This window comes from Pararhizobium qamdonense (genome assembly GCF_029277445.1).
Taxonomy (GTDB): domain Bacteria; phylum Pseudomonadota; class Alphaproteobacteria; order Rhizobiales; family Rhizobiaceae; genus Pararhizobium; species Pararhizobium qamdonense.
Map to the genome: position 1 here is coordinate 2,096,358 of NZ_CP119566.1, position 19,581 is coordinate 2,115,938.

The 19,581-nt window shown below is 61.1% G+C and carries 16 protein-coding genes and 1 other RNA gene; 16 read left to right on the plus strand and 1 reads right to left on the minus strand.

Annotated features, from left to right (window positions below; all coding sequences use genetic code 11):
• The first annotated feature begins 203 nt into the window (after positions 1 to 203).
• The 15 genes from PYR65_RS10060 to murB all read left to right on the plus strand — a co-directional run bounded on the left by PYR65_RS10060 (position 204) and on the right by murB (position 16,875).
• Positions 204 to 734 (plus strand): lytic transglycosylase domain-containing protein, encoded by a 531-nt coding sequence (locus PYR65_RS10060; protein WP_276120871.1) that lies wholly within the window; start codon positions 204 to 206, stop codon positions 732 to 734.
• Positions 735 to 825: 91 nt separating this feature from the next.
• Positions 826 to 2,016, plus strand: coding sequence for an NAD(P)/FAD-dependent oxidoreductase (locus PYR65_RS10065; protein WP_276120872.1), 1,191 nt, complete (start codon positions 826 to 828; stop codon positions 2,014 to 2,016).
• Positions 2,017 to 2,086: 70 nt separating this feature from the next.
• An RNA gene (gene rnpB / locus PYR65_RS10070) (RNase P RNA component class A) lies at positions 2,087 to 2,483 on the plus strand.
• 422 nt (positions 2,484 to 2,905) lie between these two features.
• Complete coding sequence (gene mraZ / locus PYR65_RS10075) at positions 2,906 to 3,346, plus strand: division/cell wall cluster transcriptional repressor MraZ (protein WP_276120873.1); 441 nt, start codon at positions 2,906 to 2,908, stop codon at positions 3,344 to 3,346.
• A gap of 14 nt (positions 3,347 to 3,360) precedes the next feature.
• Positions 3,361 to 4,386: a 16S rRNA (cytosine(1402)-N(4))-methyltransferase RsmH gene (gene rsmH, locus PYR65_RS10080; RefSeq protein WP_276120874.1), complete on the plus strand. Its 1,026-nt coding sequence runs from the start codon at positions 3,361 to 3,363 to the stop codon at positions 4,384 to 4,386.
• 3 nt (positions 4,387 to 4,389) lie between these two features.
• Positions 4,390 to 4,806, plus strand: a complete 417-nt coding sequence (gene ftsL, locus PYR65_RS10085) for a cell division protein FtsL (protein WP_060638806.1) — start codon at positions 4,390 to 4,392, stop codon at positions 4,804 to 4,806.
• A complete protein-coding gene (locus PYR65_RS10090) occupies positions 4,806 to 6,551 on the plus strand; it encodes a peptidoglycan D,D-transpeptidase FtsI family protein (protein ID WP_060638807.1) in 1,746 nt (581 codons plus the stop codon). Before ftsL ends, PYR65_RS10090 begins: the two co-directional genes overlap by 1 nt.
• A 63-nt stretch (positions 6,552 to 6,614) precedes the next feature.
• Positions 6,615 to 8,075 carry a UDP-N-acetylmuramoyl-L-alanyl-D-glutamate--2,6-diaminopimelate ligase gene (locus PYR65_RS10095; RefSeq protein WP_276120875.1) on the plus strand — a complete coding sequence of 487 codons (1,461 nt, stop codon included), beginning with the start codon at positions 6,615 to 6,617 and terminating at the stop codon, positions 8,073 to 8,075.
• 1 nt (position 8,076) lies between these two features.
• Complete coding sequence (locus tag PYR65_RS10100) at positions 8,077 to 9,510, plus strand: UDP-N-acetylmuramoylalanyl-D-glutamyl-2,6-diaminopimelate--D-alanyl-D-alanine ligase (protein ID WP_276120876.1); 1,434 nt, start codon at positions 8,077 to 8,079, stop codon at positions 9,508 to 9,510.
• Positions 9,511 to 9,632: 122 nt separating this feature from the next.
• A complete protein-coding gene (gene mraY / locus PYR65_RS10105) occupies positions 9,633 to 10,733 on the plus strand; it encodes a phospho-N-acetylmuramoyl-pentapeptide-transferase (RefSeq protein WP_060638810.1) in 1,101 nt (366 codons plus the stop codon).
• A 6-nt stretch (positions 10,734 to 10,739) separates the two neighbouring features.
• A complete protein-coding gene (murD, locus tag PYR65_RS10110; protein WP_276120877.1) occupies positions 10,740 to 12,131 on the plus strand; it encodes a UDP-N-acetylmuramoyl-L-alanine--D-glutamate ligase in 1,392 nt (463 codons plus the stop codon).
• A 60-nt stretch (positions 12,132 to 12,191) separates the two neighbouring features.
• Positions 12,192 to 13,346: a putative lipid II flippase FtsW gene (gene ftsW, locus PYR65_RS10115; protein WP_060638812.1), complete on the plus strand. Its 1,155-nt coding sequence runs from the start codon at positions 12,192 to 12,194 to the stop codon at positions 13,344 to 13,346.
• Positions 13,347 to 13,367: 21 nt separating this feature from the next.
• Entirely contained in the window at positions 13,368 to 14,492 is a 1,125-nt protein-coding gene (gene murG, locus PYR65_RS10120) for an undecaprenyldiphospho-muramoylpentapeptide beta-N-acetylglucosaminyltransferase (protein WP_276120878.1), read from the plus strand.
• On the plus strand, positions 14,489 to 15,904 hold the full coding sequence (gene murC / locus PYR65_RS10125) for a UDP-N-acetylmuramate--L-alanine ligase (protein WP_276120879.1): 1,416 nt from the start codon (positions 14,489 to 14,491) through the stop codon (positions 15,902 to 15,904). Before murG ends, murC begins: the two co-directional genes overlap by 4 nt.
• Entirely contained in the window at positions 15,901 to 16,875 is a 975-nt protein-coding gene (murB, locus tag PYR65_RS10130; protein WP_276120880.1) for a UDP-N-acetylmuramate dehydrogenase, read from the plus strand. The genes murC and murB overlap by 4 nt, the downstream gene beginning before the upstream one ends.
• A 77-nt stretch (positions 16,876 to 16,952) precedes the next feature.
• On the opposite strand, the gene PYR65_RS10135 is transcribed toward murB, so the two are convergent.
• Positions 16,953 to 18,254 (minus strand): MFS transporter, encoded by a 1,302-nt coding sequence (locus tag PYR65_RS10135; protein WP_276120881.1) that lies wholly within the window; start codon positions 18,252 to 18,254, stop codon positions 16,953 to 16,955.
• A 379-nt stretch (positions 18,255 to 18,633) separates the two neighbouring features.
• Here PYR65_RS10135 and aqpZ point away from each other — a divergent pair, with 379 nt between their 5' ends.
• Complete coding sequence (aqpZ, locus tag PYR65_RS10140) at positions 18,634 to 19,320, plus strand: aquaporin Z (protein ID WP_276120882.1); 687 nt, start codon at positions 18,634 to 18,636, stop codon at positions 19,318 to 19,320.
• The last annotated feature ends 261 nt before the right edge of the window (positions 19,321 to 19,581 follow it).

A 19,581-nucleotide genomic window follows, 5' to 3' on the forward strand; every position in this document is an offset into this window, starting at 1 on the left:
CTCTCCGTTTCATGCTGTCTCCAGACTAATTTTGTGCACTGCCATATCATCACCATGATGCCGGGGTCTTTTGCGGCCGTACCGAACCGCAGGTAATTCTGGCCTCCAGCCCTTCCTGTTGATGACGAAAATCGGGATGCGAGACGGCAGGGCGGGGTGCGCCCTGAAAGCCGCAGCGCCTGAAAGTGGAGACTTCAAACTAAATGAGAATATCGCATCTTGCTGCGGCTGCGGCATGCTTCTGCATGCTGTTTTCCGGGGTTGAAACGTCGTATGCCGGGGGCACCGACAAGACAATCACATCCTCCATCAAGCCGGTCACCCGAACGACCGGTTATCCCGCACCGGGCGTCACCGCGCTCAAGACCTCCGTCTATAGCGGCCTGATCCAGACATATGCCAAGCAATATGGCGTGCCCGTCGATCTCGCCCATGCGGTGATCAAGGTCGAGAGCAATTTCAATCCGAAGGCACGCGGCAGCGCCGGAGAAGTCGGCCTGATGCAGATCAAGCCCGCCACGGCCCGGATGATGGGGTATTCCGGCGGCAAGCGCGGCCTGTTCGATCCCGAAACCAACATCAAGTTCGGCATGAAATATCTCGCCATGGCGCATGAACTGTCCGGCGGTTTCACCTGCGGCACGATCCTGCGCTACAATGCCGGGCACGGTGCCAAGAAGATGAACCCGGTGTCGCGCCGCTATTGCGGCAAGGTGCAGGCGATCATCGACTGAACTGTCCAAGGCCGGAATTTTTTCCAGTTCGCAGATGCCAGCCGGCCGATGCCATGATATTGCGCAAGGACCATTTTCCAAAGGGTGCGATATGGCAGACACATTCGATTTCATCATTGTTGGCAAGGGCATGATGGGGGCAGCGGCTGCCCGGCACCTGGCACGCAGCGGCGCCAAGATCGCGTTGATCGGGCCGGACGAGCCGGAAGACTGGGCAAGCCATGGCGGTGTCTTCAGCAGTCACTACGACAATGGCCGCATCACCCGCACGATCGATCCGGACCCGGTCTGGGCGCTTTTGGCGCAGCGGTCCATCGAACGCTACGCCGAGATCGCGGCAGAGAGCGGTGTCGCATTCTACAGCGAGGCCGGCTGCCTGATTGCCGCGCCTTTGCCGGGCGGTGCAGAACATACGCTCGACCATGTGATTGCCGCCCGCAACCGTCTCGGGGTGGAGGCGCCCTTCGTCAGCGAGCGGGATCTTGAAGGGCAGTTTCCCTGGTTCCGGTTTCCGGCGGGCTATGGCGGCGTGTTCGAGCCGCGCAATGCCGGCCACATCAATCCGCGCGCGCTGGTCAAGGCGCAGGTCATCCTGGCGGAAAAAGCCGGTGTGACGGTCGTTCGCTCCGAGGTTTCGGCCGTTGCCCGTGTCGGCAGCGCCGTCAATGTGCGGACGGTGGATGGCGCCATCTTCAGGGGCGGCCGCGCGATCATCTCTGCAGGGGGATTTTCGATTTCCGGGCCGCTTCTCGCCCGGCCGCTGGATCTGACCGTCAAGGCGCGCACCGTGCTGTTTGCCGAGGTGGGGGAGGCCGATCTGCAGAGGTTTGCGGCAATGCCGTCGCTGATCGGCTCGGCGCTCGAGCAGGACGAAAGCTATTATCTCCTGCCGCCGATCCTTTATCCCGACGGCAAGCATTATATCAAGATCGGTGGCGATCCCAGCGACGTCCATATCGGCTCCGAGCCTGAGGTTCGCGCCTGGTTCAGGGGTGAGGCCAACCGGTCCGCAGCCGATCATATGGCTGCCTTGCTGTCGCGCGTCATGCCGTCATTCGTGCCGGCGTCGCTGAAGTGGAGCCCCTGCGTCACCACGTTCACGCGCCACGGTTATCCCTATATCGGCTTTGCCGATACGGATCGCATCGCCGTTTTGACCGGCGGCAACGGGACGGCGGCCAAGAGTTCGGACGAGATCGGCCGGCTCGGGGCGTCGCTGCTTCTCAATGGCGTGCTTGACGCCAGCGAATACGATAGCGATTTTGCCGTCTGCTTCCGGTAGGATGACGCCGTTGCCAGCTTTTTGTTTTTGCCGCTTTCAATTGGCTGGCACCTCGGCTATGCACCGCGTGCCAGTTGGCCGGGCAGCCGCGCTCCGCTAGGACCGAAAGGTTGCGGGGGGAGGAAAGTCCGGGCTCCACGGAAAAACGGTGCCGGATAACGTCCGGCGGGGGCGACCCCAGGGAAAGTGCCACAGAGAGAATACCGCCTGCCTTGGCAGGTAAGGGTGAAAGGGTGGGGTAAGAGCCCACCGCACGCATGGCAACATGGGTGGCAAGGCAAACCCCACCGGGAGCAAAACCGAATAGGGATGACGTGGTTCGCGCAAGCGTTCCGGCCTTTTCCGGGTCAGTCATCCGGGTGGGTTGCAGGAGGCAGCGCGCAAGCGTTGTCCCAGATGAATGGCTGCCACGTTCCGGCTTTCGGGCCGGAGCCATACAGAACCCGGCTTACAGGCCAACTGGCAATTTCCCTTATTTTTCAAGTTTACGGATGGCGGTTTTCAAAATCGCTTATCTGCTTGAATAGCCATATCAATTATAAATTACTTAAATAATATATAAGGAATCACTGAAGCGGAATTCGCCGGTGAATCCAAAGTCTTGACTGTGCATTTGTAACCATTTGTTAAACTTAACAGACTATCAATATTTGCTGACGTCGCGTGCCGAAATAGACCAAATCCCATTGACGCCCATATGGTCCCATGTTATCCCAGTCATGCACTGCACACGGGCTGATTCAAGCCTACTCACCGCAAGTTTCGGAGGTGCTCCGCAAGGGGTTTTCGAACGGGCATGTCGCCCGGCTGTGGGGTGTTGCGCGTCCTTTTGATGGTGTGTGTGGGCTGTTGGGGCTGGCGTGCCCACCGGGAACGGCTGTATCGTGTCATGAACCGCTTCCTTTCGCATGCGACAAACCGGATCGATTCCAAGGGGCGGGTTTCCGTTCCCTCGATGTTTCGTTCCGTCTTGTCGGCGCTCGATATCCGGGAGCTTTACTGCTTTCAGGATTTCGTCTTTCCGGCTATCAGCGCCGGCGGTCCGGATTTGCTGGGCCGGTTCGAAAGGCAAATCAGCAGCGAGGATCCGTTCTCGCCGCAGGCCAATCAGATGTCGCTCCTGGTTCATGGGGGCGGGGTCTTCATGAAGCTCGACCAGGAAGGCCGGTTGATGGTCACGGATTTTATCCGCGATTTCACCGGCATCGACACGGAAGTCACTTTCGTGGGGCGGGCGGATCATTTTCAGCTGTGGGCGCCGCATGTTTTTGCGCAAACGCAGGCAGCGGCACGGGAAGAGCACAGATTGCGAGGTCTGCGTTCGGGCTAGAGTGGAGAGGCGGAATGATGACGGATCAGGGCACAGGTTTTACTGATGCCGAAGGCGGACCGGTCCGTCACATTCCGGTTCTTCTCCCCGAGGTTCTCGCCAGTCTGGATATTGCTCCAGGCAAAATCATTCTTGATGGCACGTTTGGCGCCGGCGGCTATACGTCGGCGATCCTTGCTGCCGGTGCCGATGTGATCGCGCTTGACCGTGATCCGGCCGCCATTCTCGGCGGTCAGCCGCTGGTGGAAGCCAGTGCCGGGCGCCTGACGCTCGTTCAGTCGCAGTTTTCCGATCTGGCGCAGCACGCCCCGGCCGATGGCCTGGATGGCATCGTGCTCGATATCGGCGTTTCCTCGATGCAGATCGACGAGGCGGATCGCGGCTTTTCCTTTCAGCGCAAGGGCCCGCTCGACATGCGCATGTCGTCTCACGGTGTCTCTGCCGCCGATGTCGTCAACAGGGCCAAGGTCACCGATCTCACCCGGATTTTCGGCTTTCTCGGCGAGGAGCCGCAGTCGGGCCGCATCGCGCGCGCCATCGAAAAGCGGCGTCTCGAAGAGCCGTTCGTCACGACCCGAGATCTTGCCGGGCTGATCGAAGTGGTCACGCCGCGCAAGGCCAAGGACAAGATTCACCCGGCCACGCGCGTCTTCCAGGCGCTGCGCATCTTCGTGAACGACGAACTTGGTGAACTCGCCGGAGCGCTGTTTGCGGCCGAACGTGCGCTGAAGCCCGGCGGACGGCTGACGGTTGTCACGTTCCACTCGCTGGAAGACCGGATCGTCAAGAAATTCTTCCAAGACCGCGCCGGCAAGGCGTCGGGCTCGCGGCATCTGCCGATTGCCCACGAACGCGCGGCAACCTTCGCACCAGTTGGCAAGTCTATGGTGGCGGCAAGCGAAGAAGAAGCGTCGCGCAATCCGCGCGCCCGGTCCGCCAAGATGCGGGTCGGTGCGCGCACAGAGGCCCCGCCCGAGGCAGATGACCTATCCATTTTCGATTTGCCGAACCTTGCAAGCCTTGGAAAGATGGGGGGCTGAGAGATGTTGCGTAGTTTTGACATCGTCCTGATCGTCGTCATGACAGCCGCTGCCACGGTCACCTATACGATCAAGCATCAGGCCGAAAACAAGCTTGAGGAAGTGCGCAAGCTGGAAGCAGGCATCAAGCTTGAGGAAGACACGATCGATCTCCTGCGCGCCGACTGGGCGCTGCTGACGCAGCCGAACCGGCTGGAAAAGCTGGTCGGCGTCTACCAGCAGGACCTGCAGCTTTCGCCCACCGATCCGACCCAGCTTTCCCGGCCCGAGGAATTGCCGATGCTGAGGGCGGACCTGCCGCCGCCTGCCGATGTTCTGGAGGCGATGGGGCTGGCAAAGGCCAAGACCAAGGGCAATGCCAAATCGAAGAAGCCGGTGGCTGACACCGACGATATCGCAACAGGTTCGGTGGAGCGCTGATGTCCTTTCTCTCCCGCATCATGGTCGTCAAGAGCAAGGCCCACTTCTCCGCTGGCGGCAACAATCATCCGGGCGATCTCGGCCGGCCGTTCGAAGGGACGCGCAAGCGGACCAGCAACCAGGCGAAAAGCCGCGTCGCCATCGTCATCGCCAGTTTCACGGCCGTCTACTGCATCATCGGCGGCCGCCTCGTGCAATATGGCCTGGCCCAGCCGGAGATGGTTTCCAGCATTGGCCGTGCCGACAATCTGATGGCATCGCGCCCGGATATTCTCGATCGCAACGGGGAGATCCTGGCGACCGACATCCGCACCGTGTCGCTCTATGCGGAACCGCACAAGATCGTCGACGCCGACGAGGCCGTCGAGCAGCTTTCCACTGTTCTGCCGAGCCTCAATGTCGCTGATATCTACAACAAGCTGAAATCCCCATCGCGCTTCCAGTGGCTGCGCCGCCAGTTGACGCCGAAGCAGCAGAGCGAAATTCTGGCGCTCGGCATTCCCGGCATCGGCTTCCGGCCGGAAAAGCGCCGCTTCTATCCGGGCGGCGCCACCGCCTCGCATATTGTCGGCCATGTCAATGTCGACAATCGCGGCATTGCCGGCATGGAGCGCTGGATCGACAACCAGGGGCTTGCCGATCTCGCCGCCATCGGCATGACCAGCGATGCCAAGCTCGAGCCGGTCAAGCTGTCGATCGACCTGCGCGTCCAGAACATCCTGCGCGATGTCGTCGTCGATGCGATGACCAAGTTCCGCTCGATTGCCGCCGGTGGCGTGGTGATGGATGTGACAACCGGCGAAATTCTCGCCATGGTTTCCTATCCCGATTACGATCCGAACAAGCCGGCCGATGGCGCCAAGGAAGGCTGGATGAACCGCATGTCGAACGGCACGTTCGAGATGGGATCGACGTTCAAGTCGTTTACGACGGCGATGGCGCTTGATTCGGGTAAGGTAAAGCTGACCGATAGCTTCGATGCGACCAATCCGATCCGCATCGGCGGCTTCACCATCAAGGACTTTCACGGCAAGCGCCGGGTCCTGACCGTGCCGGAAATCTTCCAGTATTCCTCCAATATCGGCACCGCCAAGATGGCCGACCTTGTCGGCATCGAAGGTCACAAGGAATTCCTGACCCGTATCGGGCTGCTGACCAGAATGCAGACGGAACTGCCGGAAGTGAAGATGCCGAGCCAGCCGCGCGAATGGAAGAAGATCAATTCGATCACCATCTCGTTTGGCCACGGCGTCTCCACCACGCCGCTGCAGACGGCGGTGGCCGGGGCAGCGCTGCTGAACGGTGGCAATCTGATCGAGCCAACCTTCCTGCCCCGCACGCCCGAGCAGGCGCAGGCGGCCTCCACCAAGGTCATCAAGCAATCCACCAGCGACGACATGCGCTTCCTGTTCCGCTGGAACGGCGTCAACGGTTCGGGCCGTAATGCCCGGGTGCCCGGCTTCAATGTCGGCGGCAAGACCGGGACGGCCGACAAGGTCGTCAACGGCCGCTATTCGAACGATGCCAACTTCAACGCGTTTCTCGCCGGCTTTCCGATCGACAAGCCGCGCTATGTGGTACTGACCTTTATCGACGAGCCGAAGACCGACAAAGGCAATGGTGCGGCACTGGCAGGCAATACGGCAGCGCCGATGGTGCATGACATCATCAGCCGGTCGGCGCCGCTTCTCGGCGTCGAGCCGAAATTCGGCGAAGACGGTTCTGCCTTGCTTGTGTCTTATTGACCATGGAATGACAATCTTGAGGATTCGCCGCCCGGCGGGTTGGTATAACTGAAAAGTGCATCCATGAAGATCAAAGACCTGATCGGGAAGGATTTCCCGGAAATTGCGGCACAGCTGGACAATGCGGCCGGTGATATCGATATCGCCGCGATCACCGCCGACAGCCGGCAGGTTGCGCCGGGGTCTTTGTTCGTGGCTGTTGCAGGCAGCAAGGCCGACGGCAAGGGCTTTATCGACGAGGCGATCAGCCGGGGCGCCGCAGCCGTCGTCACAGGCGTGAAGTCTGCCGGTGACACGCCGGTTCCGGTTCTCTCCGCCTTCACGCCGCGCCGCGTGCTCGCGATTGCCGCCGCCAACTTTTACAGCCACCAGCCCGATACGATGGTCGCCGTCACCGGTACGGCGGGCAAGACTTCGGTTGCGTCCTTTGCCCGGCAGATCTGGGCGCATGCGGGTTTTGCAGCCGCGATGATAGGCACCACCGGCGTGATCGCGCCGGGCCGTAACGATTATGGCTCGCTGACGACGCCCGATCCCATCTCCCTGCACAAGCTTCTGGCCGAACTTGCCGATTCAGGGGTTACCCATGCGGCGATGGAAGCCTCCAGCCATGGATTGGACCAGAACCGCCTCGATGGCGTACGGCTTGCCGCCGCTGGGTTCACCAATCTTGGCCGCGATCATATGGATTACCATCCGACCATCGAGGACTACATGGCTGCCAAGATGCGGCTGTTCGACGGTGTTCTGCCCAAGGGCTCGCCGGCCGTCATCTTTTCCGACGATGCCTGGTCGGGGCAGGCAATTGCTGCGGCACGGGCTGCCGGGCATCTGGTGCTGACCGTCGGCCGCAAGGGCGACTACCTGTCGCTGAAACGCGTCGAGCATTTCCGGCACAAGCAGATTGCTGAGATCCATGTCGGCGACGAGATTTTCGAAGTGCATGTGCCGCTGGCCGGCGATTTCCAGATTTCGAATGCTTTGGTTGCGGCCGGGCTTGCCATGTCGACCGGCGTCAGCGCCAGGGCGACCATGGCGGCGCTTGAAAAGCTGCAGGGTGCGTCCGGCCGCCTTGAACTGGTCGGGCACACCAAGGAGGGCGCGCTTGCCTATGTGGACTATGCCCACAAGCCGGACGCGCTGGAAAACGTCCTGACCTCGGTTCGCCCATTCACCACCGGCCGCGTCATCGTGGTGTTCGGCTGTGGCGGCGACCGGGACAAGGGAAAGCGCCCGATCATGGGCGAGATCGCCACGCGGCTGGCCGACGTCGTGATCGTGACCGACGACAATCCGCGCTCGGAAGTGCCATCCGTCATTCGCAGTGAAATCATGGCTGCGGCCAAGGGCGCCACCGAGATCGCCGACCGCGCCGAAGCCATCCAGGCTGCCGTCGATATGCTGAAATCGGGCGACACGCTGATCGTTGCGGGCAAGGGACATGAGGAGGGGCAGACCATCGGCTCCGTCACCTTGCCGTTCTCCGATCACGCCGAACTGCGCAAGGCATTGGGAGGTCATTGATTTGAACTTTCTGTGGACCACAAGCGATCTGATGGCGGCCATGCATGGCCGTCCGATGGGCAATCTGCCTGCGGGCATCACCGGCATTTCCATCGACAGCCGGTCCATCGGCAAGGGCGAGGCTTTTTTCGCCATCAAGGGCGACCGGGTCGATGGTCATGACTATGCGGGTATCGCGATGGCCAATGGTGCAACGCTGCTGGTTGTCAGCGAAGCCAAGCTTCCTGCGCTCGGGCGGCTCAACGCGCCGATGATCGTCGTCGATGACGTGCTGGATGCCATGGTGCGGCTCGGCTGTGCTGCGCGCGATCGCAGTGCGGCCAAGATCATCGCCGTCACTGGATCGGTCGGCAAGACCACGACCAAGGAGATGCTGCGGCACATGCTGCAGCCTTCCGGCCGGGTTCACGCCTCCGTCGCCTCGTTCAACAATCACTGGGGCGTGCCGCTCACCCTGTCGCGCATGCCGGAAAATACCGATTTCGGCATTTTCGAAATCGGCATGAACCATGCCGACGAAATCCGGCCGCTGGTCAAGATGGTGCGTCCGCATGTGGCCATCATCACTACGATCGCAGCCGCCCATCTCGGCAATTTCAAGGACCTTGAGGAAATCGCCGCTGCCAAGGCTGAGATCATGGAAGGCCTCGTCGATGACGGCCATGTGATCCTCAATCGCGACAACGATCAGTTTGCAGCACTTGAGAAAACCGCCAACGCGCTGGGCGTTGCCCATGTCCATAGCTTCGGCAGCAGCGCGAAAGCCGATTTCCGCCTGGTCGAATATGCGGGCGGCTCCGAAGGTGGCGTGTTGTGGGCGGCGCTGGATGGCAGGACGCTGGAAATCCAGATGGGGGCTCCCGGGCGCCATATCGCCGAAAATGCCCTGGCGGCGCTTGGGGCTGTCAGCCTCGTCGGCGCGGATATGAATGCAGCACTTGCGGCGCTGACAACGCTTCAGCCTGAAAAAGGCCGCGGCGCCCGCCATCGCCTGTCCATCGGGCAGGGGACATTTGTCCTGATCGACGAAAGCTATAATGCCAATCCCGCATCGATGCGGGCTGCGATCTCGCTTCTGCAGGATGCGGCTCTGCCGGACGGTGGCCGCAGGATCGCCATTTTAGGCGACATGCTGGAAATGGGCGCCTCTTCCAGCGCCGTTCATGCCGGGCTTGCCGCGCCGCTGGTCGAGGCCGGCATTACCGACATCTGGCTTGCCGGCGAAGACATGGCGCATCTGCGCGATGCTTTGCCCGAAGGCATGCGGGTCGAATACCGCCAGGCGGTCGATGAGTTGAAGGAATTTGCGCTTGGCGCCATCGCCGCCGGGGACGTGGTGATGATCAAATCGTCGAAGGGCACGGGCTGCGGCAGGATCGTTTCGGCTCTTCTTGAGACATATCCGGCCTCTGCAAGTCCGGATCGCGCTGAATAAAGGCAGGACAAGGCATTCTTCGCCGCTGTTCTATGCTGACACTTTTGATAGGACGCAGTTATCCTTCCATCAGGTGATTCTGATGGATGAATCTGCAACGAACCTTTGGGGAAAGGTCCCTCATGCTCATCTGGCTTGTCGAACTGGCGGACCATTTTCAATTCTTCAACCTGTTCCGCTACATCACGTTCCGGACCGGCGCCGCCCTGTTCACCTCGGCATTGATCGTATTCCTGTTCGGACCGCGGATGATTTCGTCGCTGCGCGTGCGCCAGGGACGCGGACAGCCGATCCGCGCGGATGGCCCGCAGACCCATTTCAAGAAGGCCGGCACGCCGACCATGGGTGGCCTGATGATCCTTGCCGGTATCGTCGGCAGCTCGCTGCTCTGGGCCGATCTTTCCAGCGTCTACGTCGTCTCGACGCTCCTGGTGACGCTCGGTTTCGGCGCCATCGGCTTTTACGACGATTATCTGAAGGTGACGAAACAGTCCGACAAGGGCTTTTCCGGCAAGGCGCGGCTCGGGATCGAATTCCTGGTCGCGGGCATCGCCGTGTACTTCATGATGCGCACGGCGCTTTCGGCCGGTGTCTCGGGCTCGACATTCGGCTCATCGCTGACATTCCCGTTCCTGAAGGATTTCACGCTCAACCTCGGCTATTTCTTCATCCTGTTCGGCGGCTTCGTGATTGTCGGCGCCGGCAATGCCGTCAACCTGACCGACGGTCTCGACGGGCTTGCCATCGTGCCGGTGATGATCGCTGCCGCGTCCTTCGGCGTGATCGCCTATCTTGCCGGTAACGCGGTGTTTGCAAACTACCTGCAGATCCATTTCGTGCCGGGGACCGGTGAGCTCGCCGTGATTCTTGGGGCTGTCATCGGGGCCGGGCTTGGTTTCCTGTGGTTCAACGCACCGCCCGCCGCCATCTTCATGGGCGATACCGGTTCGCTGGCGCTCGGCGGCCTGATTGGTGCGGTGGCCGTCGCCACCAAGCATGAAATCGTCATGGTCATCATCGGCGGCCTGTTCGTGATGGAAACCCTGTCGGTGATCATCCAGGTCTTCTGGTTCAAGCGCACGGGAAAGCGCGTCTTCCTGATGGCGCCGATCCATCACCATTTCGAAAAGCTCGGCTGGACCGAAAGCCAGGTGGTGATCCGGTTCTGGATCATTGCGGTTATTCTGGCCATGGTCGGCCTTTCGACCCTGAAGCTGCGGTAAGAGACGATGATACCGGTCACCACATTCAGCGGCAAAAAGGTCGCCCTGTTCGGGCTCGGCGGTTCGGGCCTTGCGACCGCGCAGGCGTTGGTTGCCGGTGGCGCCGATGTCACGGCCTGGGACGACAATCCAGACAGCGTCGCCAAGGCATCTGCCGCCGGGATCGGCACTGGCGATCTCCGTCAGGTGAACTGGGCGGATTTCTCCGCCTTCGTTCTGTCGCCGGGCGTTCCCCTGACGCATCCGAAACCGCATTGGACCGTCGATCTCGCCCATTCAGCCGGTGTCGAGATCATCGGCGATGTCGAGCTGTTCGTGCGCGAGCGGCGGGCGCATGCGCCGGATTGCCCGTTCATCGCCATCACCGGCACCAACGGCAAATCGACCACCACGGCGCTGATTGCACATATCCTCAAATCCAGCGGCCGCGACACGCAGCTTGGCGGCAATATCGGCACTGCGGTTCTGACGCTCGATCCGCCGGCGGCTGACCGGTTCTATGTGGTCGAGTGCTCGTCCTACCAGATCGACCTTGCCCCGACGCTGAACCCGTCTGCCGGCATCCTGCTCAACCTGACGCCCGATCATCTCGACCGGCACGGCAGCATGGAGCATTATGCTGACATCAAGGAACGGTTGATTGCAGGCAGCGATACGGCGATCGTTGGTGTCGATGACGTCTATACCGAGGCCATCGCCGACCGGGCGACGCTTTCCGGGCACCGCGTCATCCGCATCGCCCGCCATCGTGCCCTCGGCGAAGGACTTTATGCCGACGGCACGCGCGTCATGCGCGCCGAAGGTGGCCTGGCGGCAGTCGTTGCCGATCTCGATGGTATCGCGACCTTGCGCGGCAATCACAATGCCCAGAATGCGGCCGCCGCGATAGCGGCCTGCCTGTCGGTCGGCGTTTCCGAACGCGAAATTCTGGCTGGGCTGTCGTCTTTCCCGGGTTTGAAACACCGGATGCAGCCGGTTGGCCGCAAGGGCAATGTCGTCTTCGTCAATGACAGCAAGGCGACCAACGCCGATGCTGCGGCACCCGCCTTGTCGAGCTACGACCGCATCTACTGGATTGCCGGCGGCTTGCCAAAGGAGGGCGGGATCGCGTCGCTTTCGCCGTTCTTTGCAAGGATCGCCAAGGCCTACCTGATCGGCGAGGCCGCACCGGCTTTTGCAGCCACGCTTGGGGAAACTGTTCCCTTCGAAATTTCCGGGACTCTGGAGCGGGCGGTGGCCCATGCTGCAACGGACGCGGCCAGCGACGAGGCGCCGCAATCGGCCGTCCTTTTGTCCCCGGCTTGCGCAAGCTTCGACCAGTATAAGAATTTTGAAGTGCGCGGCGATGCGTTCGTGAGCCATGTGGCTGCGATCGATGGCGTGACGATGCTGATTTGAGGGCGATGACCCTGACTTTGCGATAGTGGCGCCGGACGCGCCGTTGAAGGGGACGAAGAAATGGTAAGCCGTGCCGAACGTGGCCCCGTGGCCGACTGGTTCTGGACGATCGACAGGTTCTTCCTGGCGACCTTCATTCTGTTGATGGGCATCGGCTTCATGTTGTCCTTCGCGGCAAGCCCGGCTGTGGCCGAGCGGCTCAATCTCGACAGCTTCCATTTCGTCAAGCGGCATGCGGCCTTCCTTTTGCCGTCGCTCGCCGTGATGATCGGCATTTCCTTCATGTCGCCGCGCCAGGTGCGCCGCACCGCGATGATCCTGCTTCTGGCGTCGCTCGCCATGATGGTTCTGGCGCTGTTTTTCGGAGCGGAGGTCAAGGGATCGCGGCGCTGGATCTCGCTTGCCGGATTGTCGGTGCAGCCGTCGGAATTCATGAAGCCGGCCTTCGTCGTCGTCTGTGCCTGGCTGTTTTCCGAACATGCCCGCCAACCGGAAATTCCCGGCAACCTGTTTGCCATCCTGCTGTTCGGCATTGTCGCCGCACTTCTGGTCGCCCAGCCCGACCTTGGCCAGACGATCCTCACCACCGCCGTCTGGGGCGGCATGTTCTTCATGGCCGGCATGCCGTGGCTGTGGATCGTGGTGCTTGGCGGCTCGGCTGTCGGCGGCCTGGTCGTTGCCTATACGGTGTTGCCGCACGTGGCCGGCCGTATCGACCGGTTCATGACCGGCGAGGGCGATACGTTTCAGGTGGATACGGCGCTGCAGGCGATCATCCGGGGCGACTGGTTCGGCCAGGGGCCGGGCGAGGGCATCGTCAAGCGGATCATTCCCGACAGCCATACCGACTTCATCTTCTCGGTTGCGGCCGAGGAATTCGGCATCGTCTTTTGCATGGTCATCGTACTGATCTTCGCGTTCCTCGTCATGCGCGGCCTCAGCCACGCTTTTCGCGAGCGCAATGATTTCAACCGTTTTGCCGTGGCTGGACTTGTCCTGCAGATCGGCATCCAGTCGATGATCAACATCGGCGTCAATCTGCAGTTGCTGCCGGCCAAGGGCATGACCCTGCCGTTGATCTCCTACGGCGGTTCGTCCATGGTGGCGATCTGCGTGACGGCGGGGTTCATCCTGGCGTTGACCCGCCATCGTCCGGAAAAGCGCGCTGTCGAGCGCAGCCTGTTTCGCTCCGGCATGGGCGTTCCGGCCGAATAGGCGGGAGATTAAGGACTGAACATGACCAAAGGTATTATCATGCTCGCCGCCGGTGGTACCGGCGGCCATCTGTTTCCGGCGGAGGCGCTGGCGCACGAGTTGAAGGCGCTCGGCTATTCCATCCATCTGGTGACGGACAGCCGGGCGGAGCGCTTTGCCGGCAAGTTTCCGGCCGATGAAATCCATGTCGTGCCCTCAGCGACGATCGGCTCGAAGAACCCGCTGAAGGTGGCGTCGTCGCTGTGGACGCTCTGGTCCGGCATCCGCGTGGCCGGCCGTCTCATGAAAAAAGTGCGGCCGAAGGTCGTGGTTGGGTTCGGCGGTTATCCGACCATTCCGCCGTTGCTTGCGGCAGTGCGCGCCGGCATTCCCTCGATGATCCATGAACAGAACGCCGTTATGGGCCGCGCCAACAAGGCGCTGGCCAATCGCGTCCGGGCAATTGCCGGCGGGTTCCTGCCGGAAACCAACGGCCCCTATGCGGCGAAGACTGTGACGACGGGCAATCCGGTACGGCCGGCGGTTCTGGAGGCGGCAAAGGTGCCCTACCAGCCATCCGGCGAGGGTGAGGAGTTTCGCCTTGTCGTGTTCGGCGGGAGCCAGGGCGCGCAATATTTCTCCAAGACCGTGCCAACAGCGATCAGCCTTCTCGACGACAATTTGAGACGGCGCCTGAAGATCACGCAGCAGGCGCGCGCCGAAGACATGCCGATGGTCGAGGGCTGCGTCGCCAGGCTTGAGATGAATGCCGATATCGCGCCGTTCTTTACTGATATGGCCGAGCGGATCGCGAGAGCCCATCTGGTCATCTGCCGTTCCGGTGCCTCCACGGTTTCGGAAATCGCCGTGATCGGGCGGCCGGCGGTCCTGGTGCCTTATCCCTATGCGCTCGATCATGATCAGGCGGCCAATGCCGCAGCGCTGGCGGCAACCGGGGGCGCCAAGGTGATCGTCCAGTCGGAACTGTCTGCGGAGAAACTCAGCAAGATCCTCACGGGCGCGATGACCAACCCGGAGAAGCTCGCCACGATGGCGGCCAATGCCAAACAGGCGGGTAAACCGGATGCGGCCCGCTTGCTTGCCGCCATGGTTGAAGCTATTGCCAGCGGTTCGACGATTGCACAGTTCAAGGAAACACGCTCATGAAAATGCCGCAGACGATCGGCCTGGTTCATTTCATCGGTATCGGTGGTATCGGCATGAGCGGTATTGCCGAGGTGCTGCACAATCTCGGTCATAAGGTCCAGGGTTCCGACCAGGCCGATAGCGCCAACGTCCAGCGCCTGCGCGACAAGGGCATCGAGGTCTTTGTCGGCCACAAGGCGGAGAATATTGGCGAGGCCGAAGTGGTCGTGGTGTCGACTGCCATCAAGAAGAGCAATCCGGAACTGATCGCGGCGCGCGAAAAGCTGCTGCCGGTGGTCCGCCGCGCCGAAATGCTCGCCGAACTCATGCGCTTCCGCAATGCGATCGCCATTGGCGGCACGCACGGCAAGACGACGACGACCTCGATGGTTGCCACACTTCTGGAAGCCGGTGGTCTCGATCCGACCGTCATCAATGGCGGCATCATCAATGCCTATGGCACCAATGCCCGCATGGGTGAGGGCGAGTGGATGGTGGTGGAGGCCGACGAATCCGACGGCACCTTCCTGAAACTGCCGGCCGACGTCGCCGTCGTCACCAATATCGATCCTGAACATCTCGATCACTACGGCAATTTCGATGCCGTGCGCGCCGCGTTCCGCCAGTTTGTCGAAAATGTGCCGTTCTACGGTTTCGGTGTCATGTGCCTCGATCATCCGGAAGTCCAGACGATGGTCTCCAAGATCGAGGACCGCAAGGTCATCACTTACGGCGAAAACCCGCAGGCCGACGTGCGCTTTTCCAACATCCGCATGGATGGCGCTACCTCCGTGTTCGATGTGGAGATCCGCCGCCGCCGCACCGGCAAGGTAATCCAGATGAAGGACCTGCGCCTGCCGATGCCGGGCCGCCACAATGTGTCCAATGCGACCGCCGCAATCGCCGTTGCCCAGCGCCTGGGCATTTCGCCGGAGGATATCGCCAAGGGACTGGCCGCCTTTGCCGGCGTCAAGCGCCGCTTCACCTTTACCGGCGAATGGAACAATGTCCGCGTCTACGACGACTATGGACATCACCCCGTCGAGATCAAGGCCGTGCTGAAAGCGGCGCGCGAAGCCTGCCAGGGCCGCGTCATCGCGGTGCATCAGCCGCACCGGTTCTCACGCCTGCACAGCCTGTTTGAGGATTTTTCTGCCTGCTTCAACGAGGCCGATACGATCCTTTTGGCGCCGGTCTATTCGGCCGGCGAAGATCCGATCGACGGCATCAATTCGCAGGAACTCGTTTCCCGCATCAAGGCCGGCGGCCATCGCGACGCGCGGTTCATTGAAGGTCCGGAAGCAATCGCTCCGATTGTATCAGCCATTGCACAACCGGGTGACTTTGTGGTTCTCTTGGGGGCTGGCAGCATCACCTATTGGGCTGCCGCACTTCCAAAGGAACTCGCAGGCATTTCAGGACATTCCGCATGAAACAGGTAAATGGTGAAAAGCTACTGGCCTCGCTCGGGGACAGCGTCAAGGAGTTGCGCGGACGTCTGACGCCGGATGCGCCGATGGACCGGGTGACCTGGTTTCGTGCCGGTGGTCTGGCCGAGCTGATGTTCCAGCCGCATGACGCCGACGATCTCGTCGCCTTCCTGAAATTGCTGCCGGAAGACGTCCCCGTCATGGTCGCCGGTGTCGGCTCCAACCTCCTGGTGCGCGATGGCGGCATTCCGGGCGTTGTCATCCGGCTGTCTGCCAAGGGTTTTGGCGATGTCGAACTGATTTCTGAGACGCGTGTGAAAGCCGGAGCGATCTGCCCGGACAAGAATCTGGCGGCGATGACGCTCGATCACGGCATTGGCGGTTTCGCGTTTTACTACGGCATTCCCGGCACGATCGGCGGCGCGCTGCGCATGAACGCCGGTGCCAATGGCGGCGAGACGCGCGAGCGGGTCGTTGAGGTCCACGCGGTCGATCGCAGGGGCAATACGCATGTGCTGTCGAATGCGGACATGGGGTACAGCTATCGCCATTCCTCGGCGCCGAAGGACCTGATCTTCACCCATGCCATTTTCGAGGGCTATCTCGAAGACAAGGCCAAGATCCGCTCCGACATGGATGCGGTGCGCCAGCATCGCGAAACCGTGCAGCCGATCCGCGAAAAGACCGGCGGTTCGACCTTCAAGAACCCGGACGGCCATTCCGCCTGGAAGCTCATCGACGAGGCCGGTTGCCGCGGCATGATGATCGGCGGCGCGCAGATGTCGCCGATGCATTGCAATTTCATGATCAATACCGGCCAGGCGAGCGGCTACGAACTCGAATATCTCGGCGAGACCGTGCGCCAGCGCGTGTTCGAGACCTCGGGCATTTCGCTCGAATGGGAAATCAAGCGCATCGGCACGTTCATGCCGGGCTACGAGGTCAAGGAATTCCTGGGTGAACTGACGGCATGAGCTGTCAATGCTCTGATATAACAAAGCCGCTGCGGAGCGATCCGCAGCGGCTTTTTGTGTTTGAGGCCTGCTGAAGCTTAGACTTCGTCCTTGCCCGAGAGCAGGATGCAGATCAGCGTGATGACGGCGGCGGCGCCGAGATAGTAGCCGACATAGGCCATGCCGTAGTTCACCTGCAGCCAGGTCGCTGCATAAGGCGCAAGCGAGGCTCCGAAAATGCCGGCGAGGTTGAAGGTGATCGACGAGCCGGTGTAGCGCACATTGGTCGGGAAGGGGGCGGCGAGCGCCGTGCCGATCAGGCCGTAGGTCATGCCCATCAGCGCCATGGCAATGATTGCAAAGACGAAGATTGCACCTTCGCCCGATGTCATCAGGACGTTCAGGAAGAACGAGAAGATGCCGATCAGGACGGTCGTTGCAATCAGCACCTCGCGGCGGCCGAAGCGTTCGGCCAGCTTGCCGGCGATCGGGATGAAGATGCCGAACAGGATCGAGCCGACGATCTGGATTTCCAGCGCATCGAGGAACGGGATGTTCAGGACCTTGACGTTGTAGGACAAAAGATAGGCCGAGCCGATATAGAACAGCACGAAGGTTGCCAGCGCCACGAACGTGCCGAGGAAGAGGCTGCGCTTGTGATGGCGGAACAGTTCCATCACCGGAACCTCGACGCGCTCATGCTTGTCGATGGCCTTCTGGAAGGCCGGTGTTTCGGTGATCGACAGGCGCACCCAAAGGCCGACGGCAATGAGGACGATCGAGGCAACGAAGGGGATGCGCCAGCCCCAGCTGAGCAATTGCTCCTGGGTCATCAGGTGGAGAAGCAGCCAGAAGGCGCCCGAGGACAGGAAAAGGCCGACGGGTGCGCCAAGCTGCGGGAACATGCCGTACCAGCTGCGCTTGCCTTCCGGCGCATTTTCCGTGGCCAGAAGGACAGCGCCGCCCCATTCGCCGCCGAGACCGAAACCCTGGCCGAACCGGCACAGCGCCAGAAGCAGCGGTGCGATGACGCCGATCTGCTCATAGGTTGGCAACAGGCCGATGATGACGGTCGAGACGCCCATGGTCAAAAGAGCCGCGACCAGCGTGGTCTTACGGCCGATGCGGTCGCCGAAATGGCCGAACACCACGGCACCGAGCGGGCGCGCGAAAAAGGCGATCGAGAAGGTGGCAAAGGAGGCCAGAAGTGCGGTGGTCGGATCGGTGTTCGGGAAGAACAGCACCGGGAACACCAGCACCGCGGCGGTGGCGTAGACGTAGAAGTCAAAGAATTCGATGGTCGTGCCGACCAGGCTTGCAAGCAGAACGCGGGCCGGCGAATTGAGCGGGCCCTTGTTCAACGGCGCTGCCGTCGGCGACGTGGAAACTGTGTCGCTCATTATCATGTATCCGTATTGGAATGGGTGTTGCCGTCTTGGATGGCAGCGGCCCGGCTTTAACGCAGACGCCGCAGCAATAAAACCCTTCATGCGCAACTATCGGCAAGTATTCGGGGTGATTCGATCACAAAACTGTCGCCAAAACAGCGATATCGCCTTTCATTTCAGCAGATTGACCAAAAATGCCACTTAAAAGCGTAAATTTTCGCGCAATCCTTGACCGGACTCAAATTGTGGCAAATCTTGAGTTGTGTATCCGGCGACCGGGTGCGGCAAACAGGCTGGGATGCGCATGCGTTTCCTTCAGGGGGTCTGAGGGAGGCGCTGATCATGCGCATTAGGCACTTTAGGGGCATTTGCTTCGTGCGAAGGGGAAATCATGTTCAAGAAGCTTTCTGCGGAATTTTTGGGAACGTTCTGGCTGGTGTTCGGCGGTTGCGGCAGCGCGGTGCTGGCGGCAGCTTTTCCGGACGTTGGTATCGGCCTTCTCGGGGTCTCGTTTGCCTTTGGCCTGACGGTGCTGACCATGGCCTATGCCGTCGGCGGCATTTCGGGCGGCCATTTCAATCCGGCGGTGTCGGTGGGATTGACGGTTGCCGGCAAGTTTCCGGCCGGCTCGCTGCCGGGTTATATCATTGCGCAGGTGTTGGGCGGCATCGCTGCGGCGGCAGCCCTCTATCTGGTTGCAAGCGGCAAGGCTGATTTCCAGCTCGGCGGTTTTGCCGCCAATGGTTACGGCGAGCATTCGCCGGGCGGCTATTCGCTGACATCGGCTCTGGTCATCGAAGTGCTTCTGACCGGCTTCTTCATCTTCGTCATTCTGGGCGCCACCCATGGCCGCGTGCCCGTCGGTTTTGCGCCGATCGCCATCGGTCTCACCCTGACGCTCATTCACCTGATCTCGATCCCGGTCACCAATACGTCGGTCAATCCGGCCCGCTCCACCGGCCAGGCGCTGTTTGTTGGCGGTTGGGCGCTGCAGCAGTTGTGGCTGTTCTGGCTTGCCCCGATCGCCGGTGCCGCCATTGGCGCGATCGTCTGGAAAGTGGTCGGCGAAGACGACTAGGACACTGCCATTTGCCAGGCTTTTACGTTCGAAGGCCCTGCGCGGACAGCGCGGGGCCTTTGCCATTTTATCGGCCACGTCACCGGCCTTTTTTCTTGCGCCGCAATTAACACTCTGATTCTAAGAGATGAATCGAAGCGCAATTTTGAGTCGGTGCGAAAATATTTCACCGATCTCTTGGATAGAGTTAACCAAAGTAAACGGTTCATTAACCATAATGACGCTCTAGTGGGGATGTGCCTGACGGACGCGACTCGCGCC

Excerpts from the sequence above, each read along its gene's own strand:
- PYR65_RS10095 (WP_276120875.1), top strand. The coding sequence starts at position 6,615 with ATGAAGATCAAAGACCTGATCGGGAAGGATTTCCCGGAAATTGCGGCA.
- PYR65_RS10090 (WP_060638807.1), top strand. The coding sequence starts at position 4,806 with ATGTCCTTTCTCTCCCGCATCATGGTCGTCAAGAGCAAGGCCCACTTC.
- mraY (WP_060638810.1), top strand. The coding sequence starts at position 9,633 with ATGCTCATCTGGCTTGTCGAACTGGCGGACCATTTTCAATTCTTCAAC.
- murD (WP_276120877.1), top strand. The coding sequence starts at position 10,740 with ATGATACCGGTCACCACATTCAGCGGCAAAAAGGTCGCCCTGTTCGGG.
- ftsL (WP_060638806.1), top strand. The coding sequence starts at position 4,390 with ATGTTGCGTAGTTTTGACATCGTCCTGATCGTCGTCATGACAGCCGCT.
- rsmH (WP_276120874.1), top strand. The coding sequence starts at position 3,361 with ATGATGACGGATCAGGGCACAGGTTTTACTGATGCCGAAGGCGGACCG.
- murG (WP_276120878.1), top strand. The coding sequence starts at position 13,368 with ATGACCAAAGGTATTATCATGCTCGCCGCCGGTGGTACCGGCGGCCAT.
- mraZ (WP_276120873.1), top strand. The coding sequence starts at position 2,906 with ATGAACCGCTTCCTTTCGCATGCGACAAACCGGATCGATTCCAAGGGG.
- ftsW (WP_060638812.1), top strand. The coding sequence starts at position 12,192 with ATGGTAAGCCGTGCCGAACGTGGCCCCGTGGCCGACTGGTTCTGGACG.
- PYR65_RS10135 (WP_276120881.1), bottom strand. The coding sequence starts at position 18,254 with ATGAGCGACACAGTTTCCACGTCGCCGACGGCAGCGCCGTTGAACAAG.
- aqpZ (WP_276120882.1), top strand. The coding sequence starts at position 18,634 with ATGTTCAAGAAGCTTTCTGCGGAATTTTTGGGAACGTTCTGGCTGGTG.
- PYR65_RS10060 (WP_276120871.1), top strand. The coding sequence starts at position 204 with ATGAGAATATCGCATCTTGCTGCGGCTGCGGCATGCTTCTGCATGCTG.
- murB (WP_276120880.1), top strand. The coding sequence starts at position 15,901 with ATGAAACAGGTAAATGGTGAAAAGCTACTGGCCTCGCTCGGGGACAGC.
- murC (WP_276120879.1), top strand. The coding sequence starts at position 14,489 with ATGAAAATGCCGCAGACGATCGGCCTGGTTCATTTCATCGGTATCGGT.
- PYR65_RS10065 (WP_276120872.1), top strand. The coding sequence starts at position 826 with ATGGCAGACACATTCGATTTCATCATTGTTGGCAAGGGCATGATGGGG.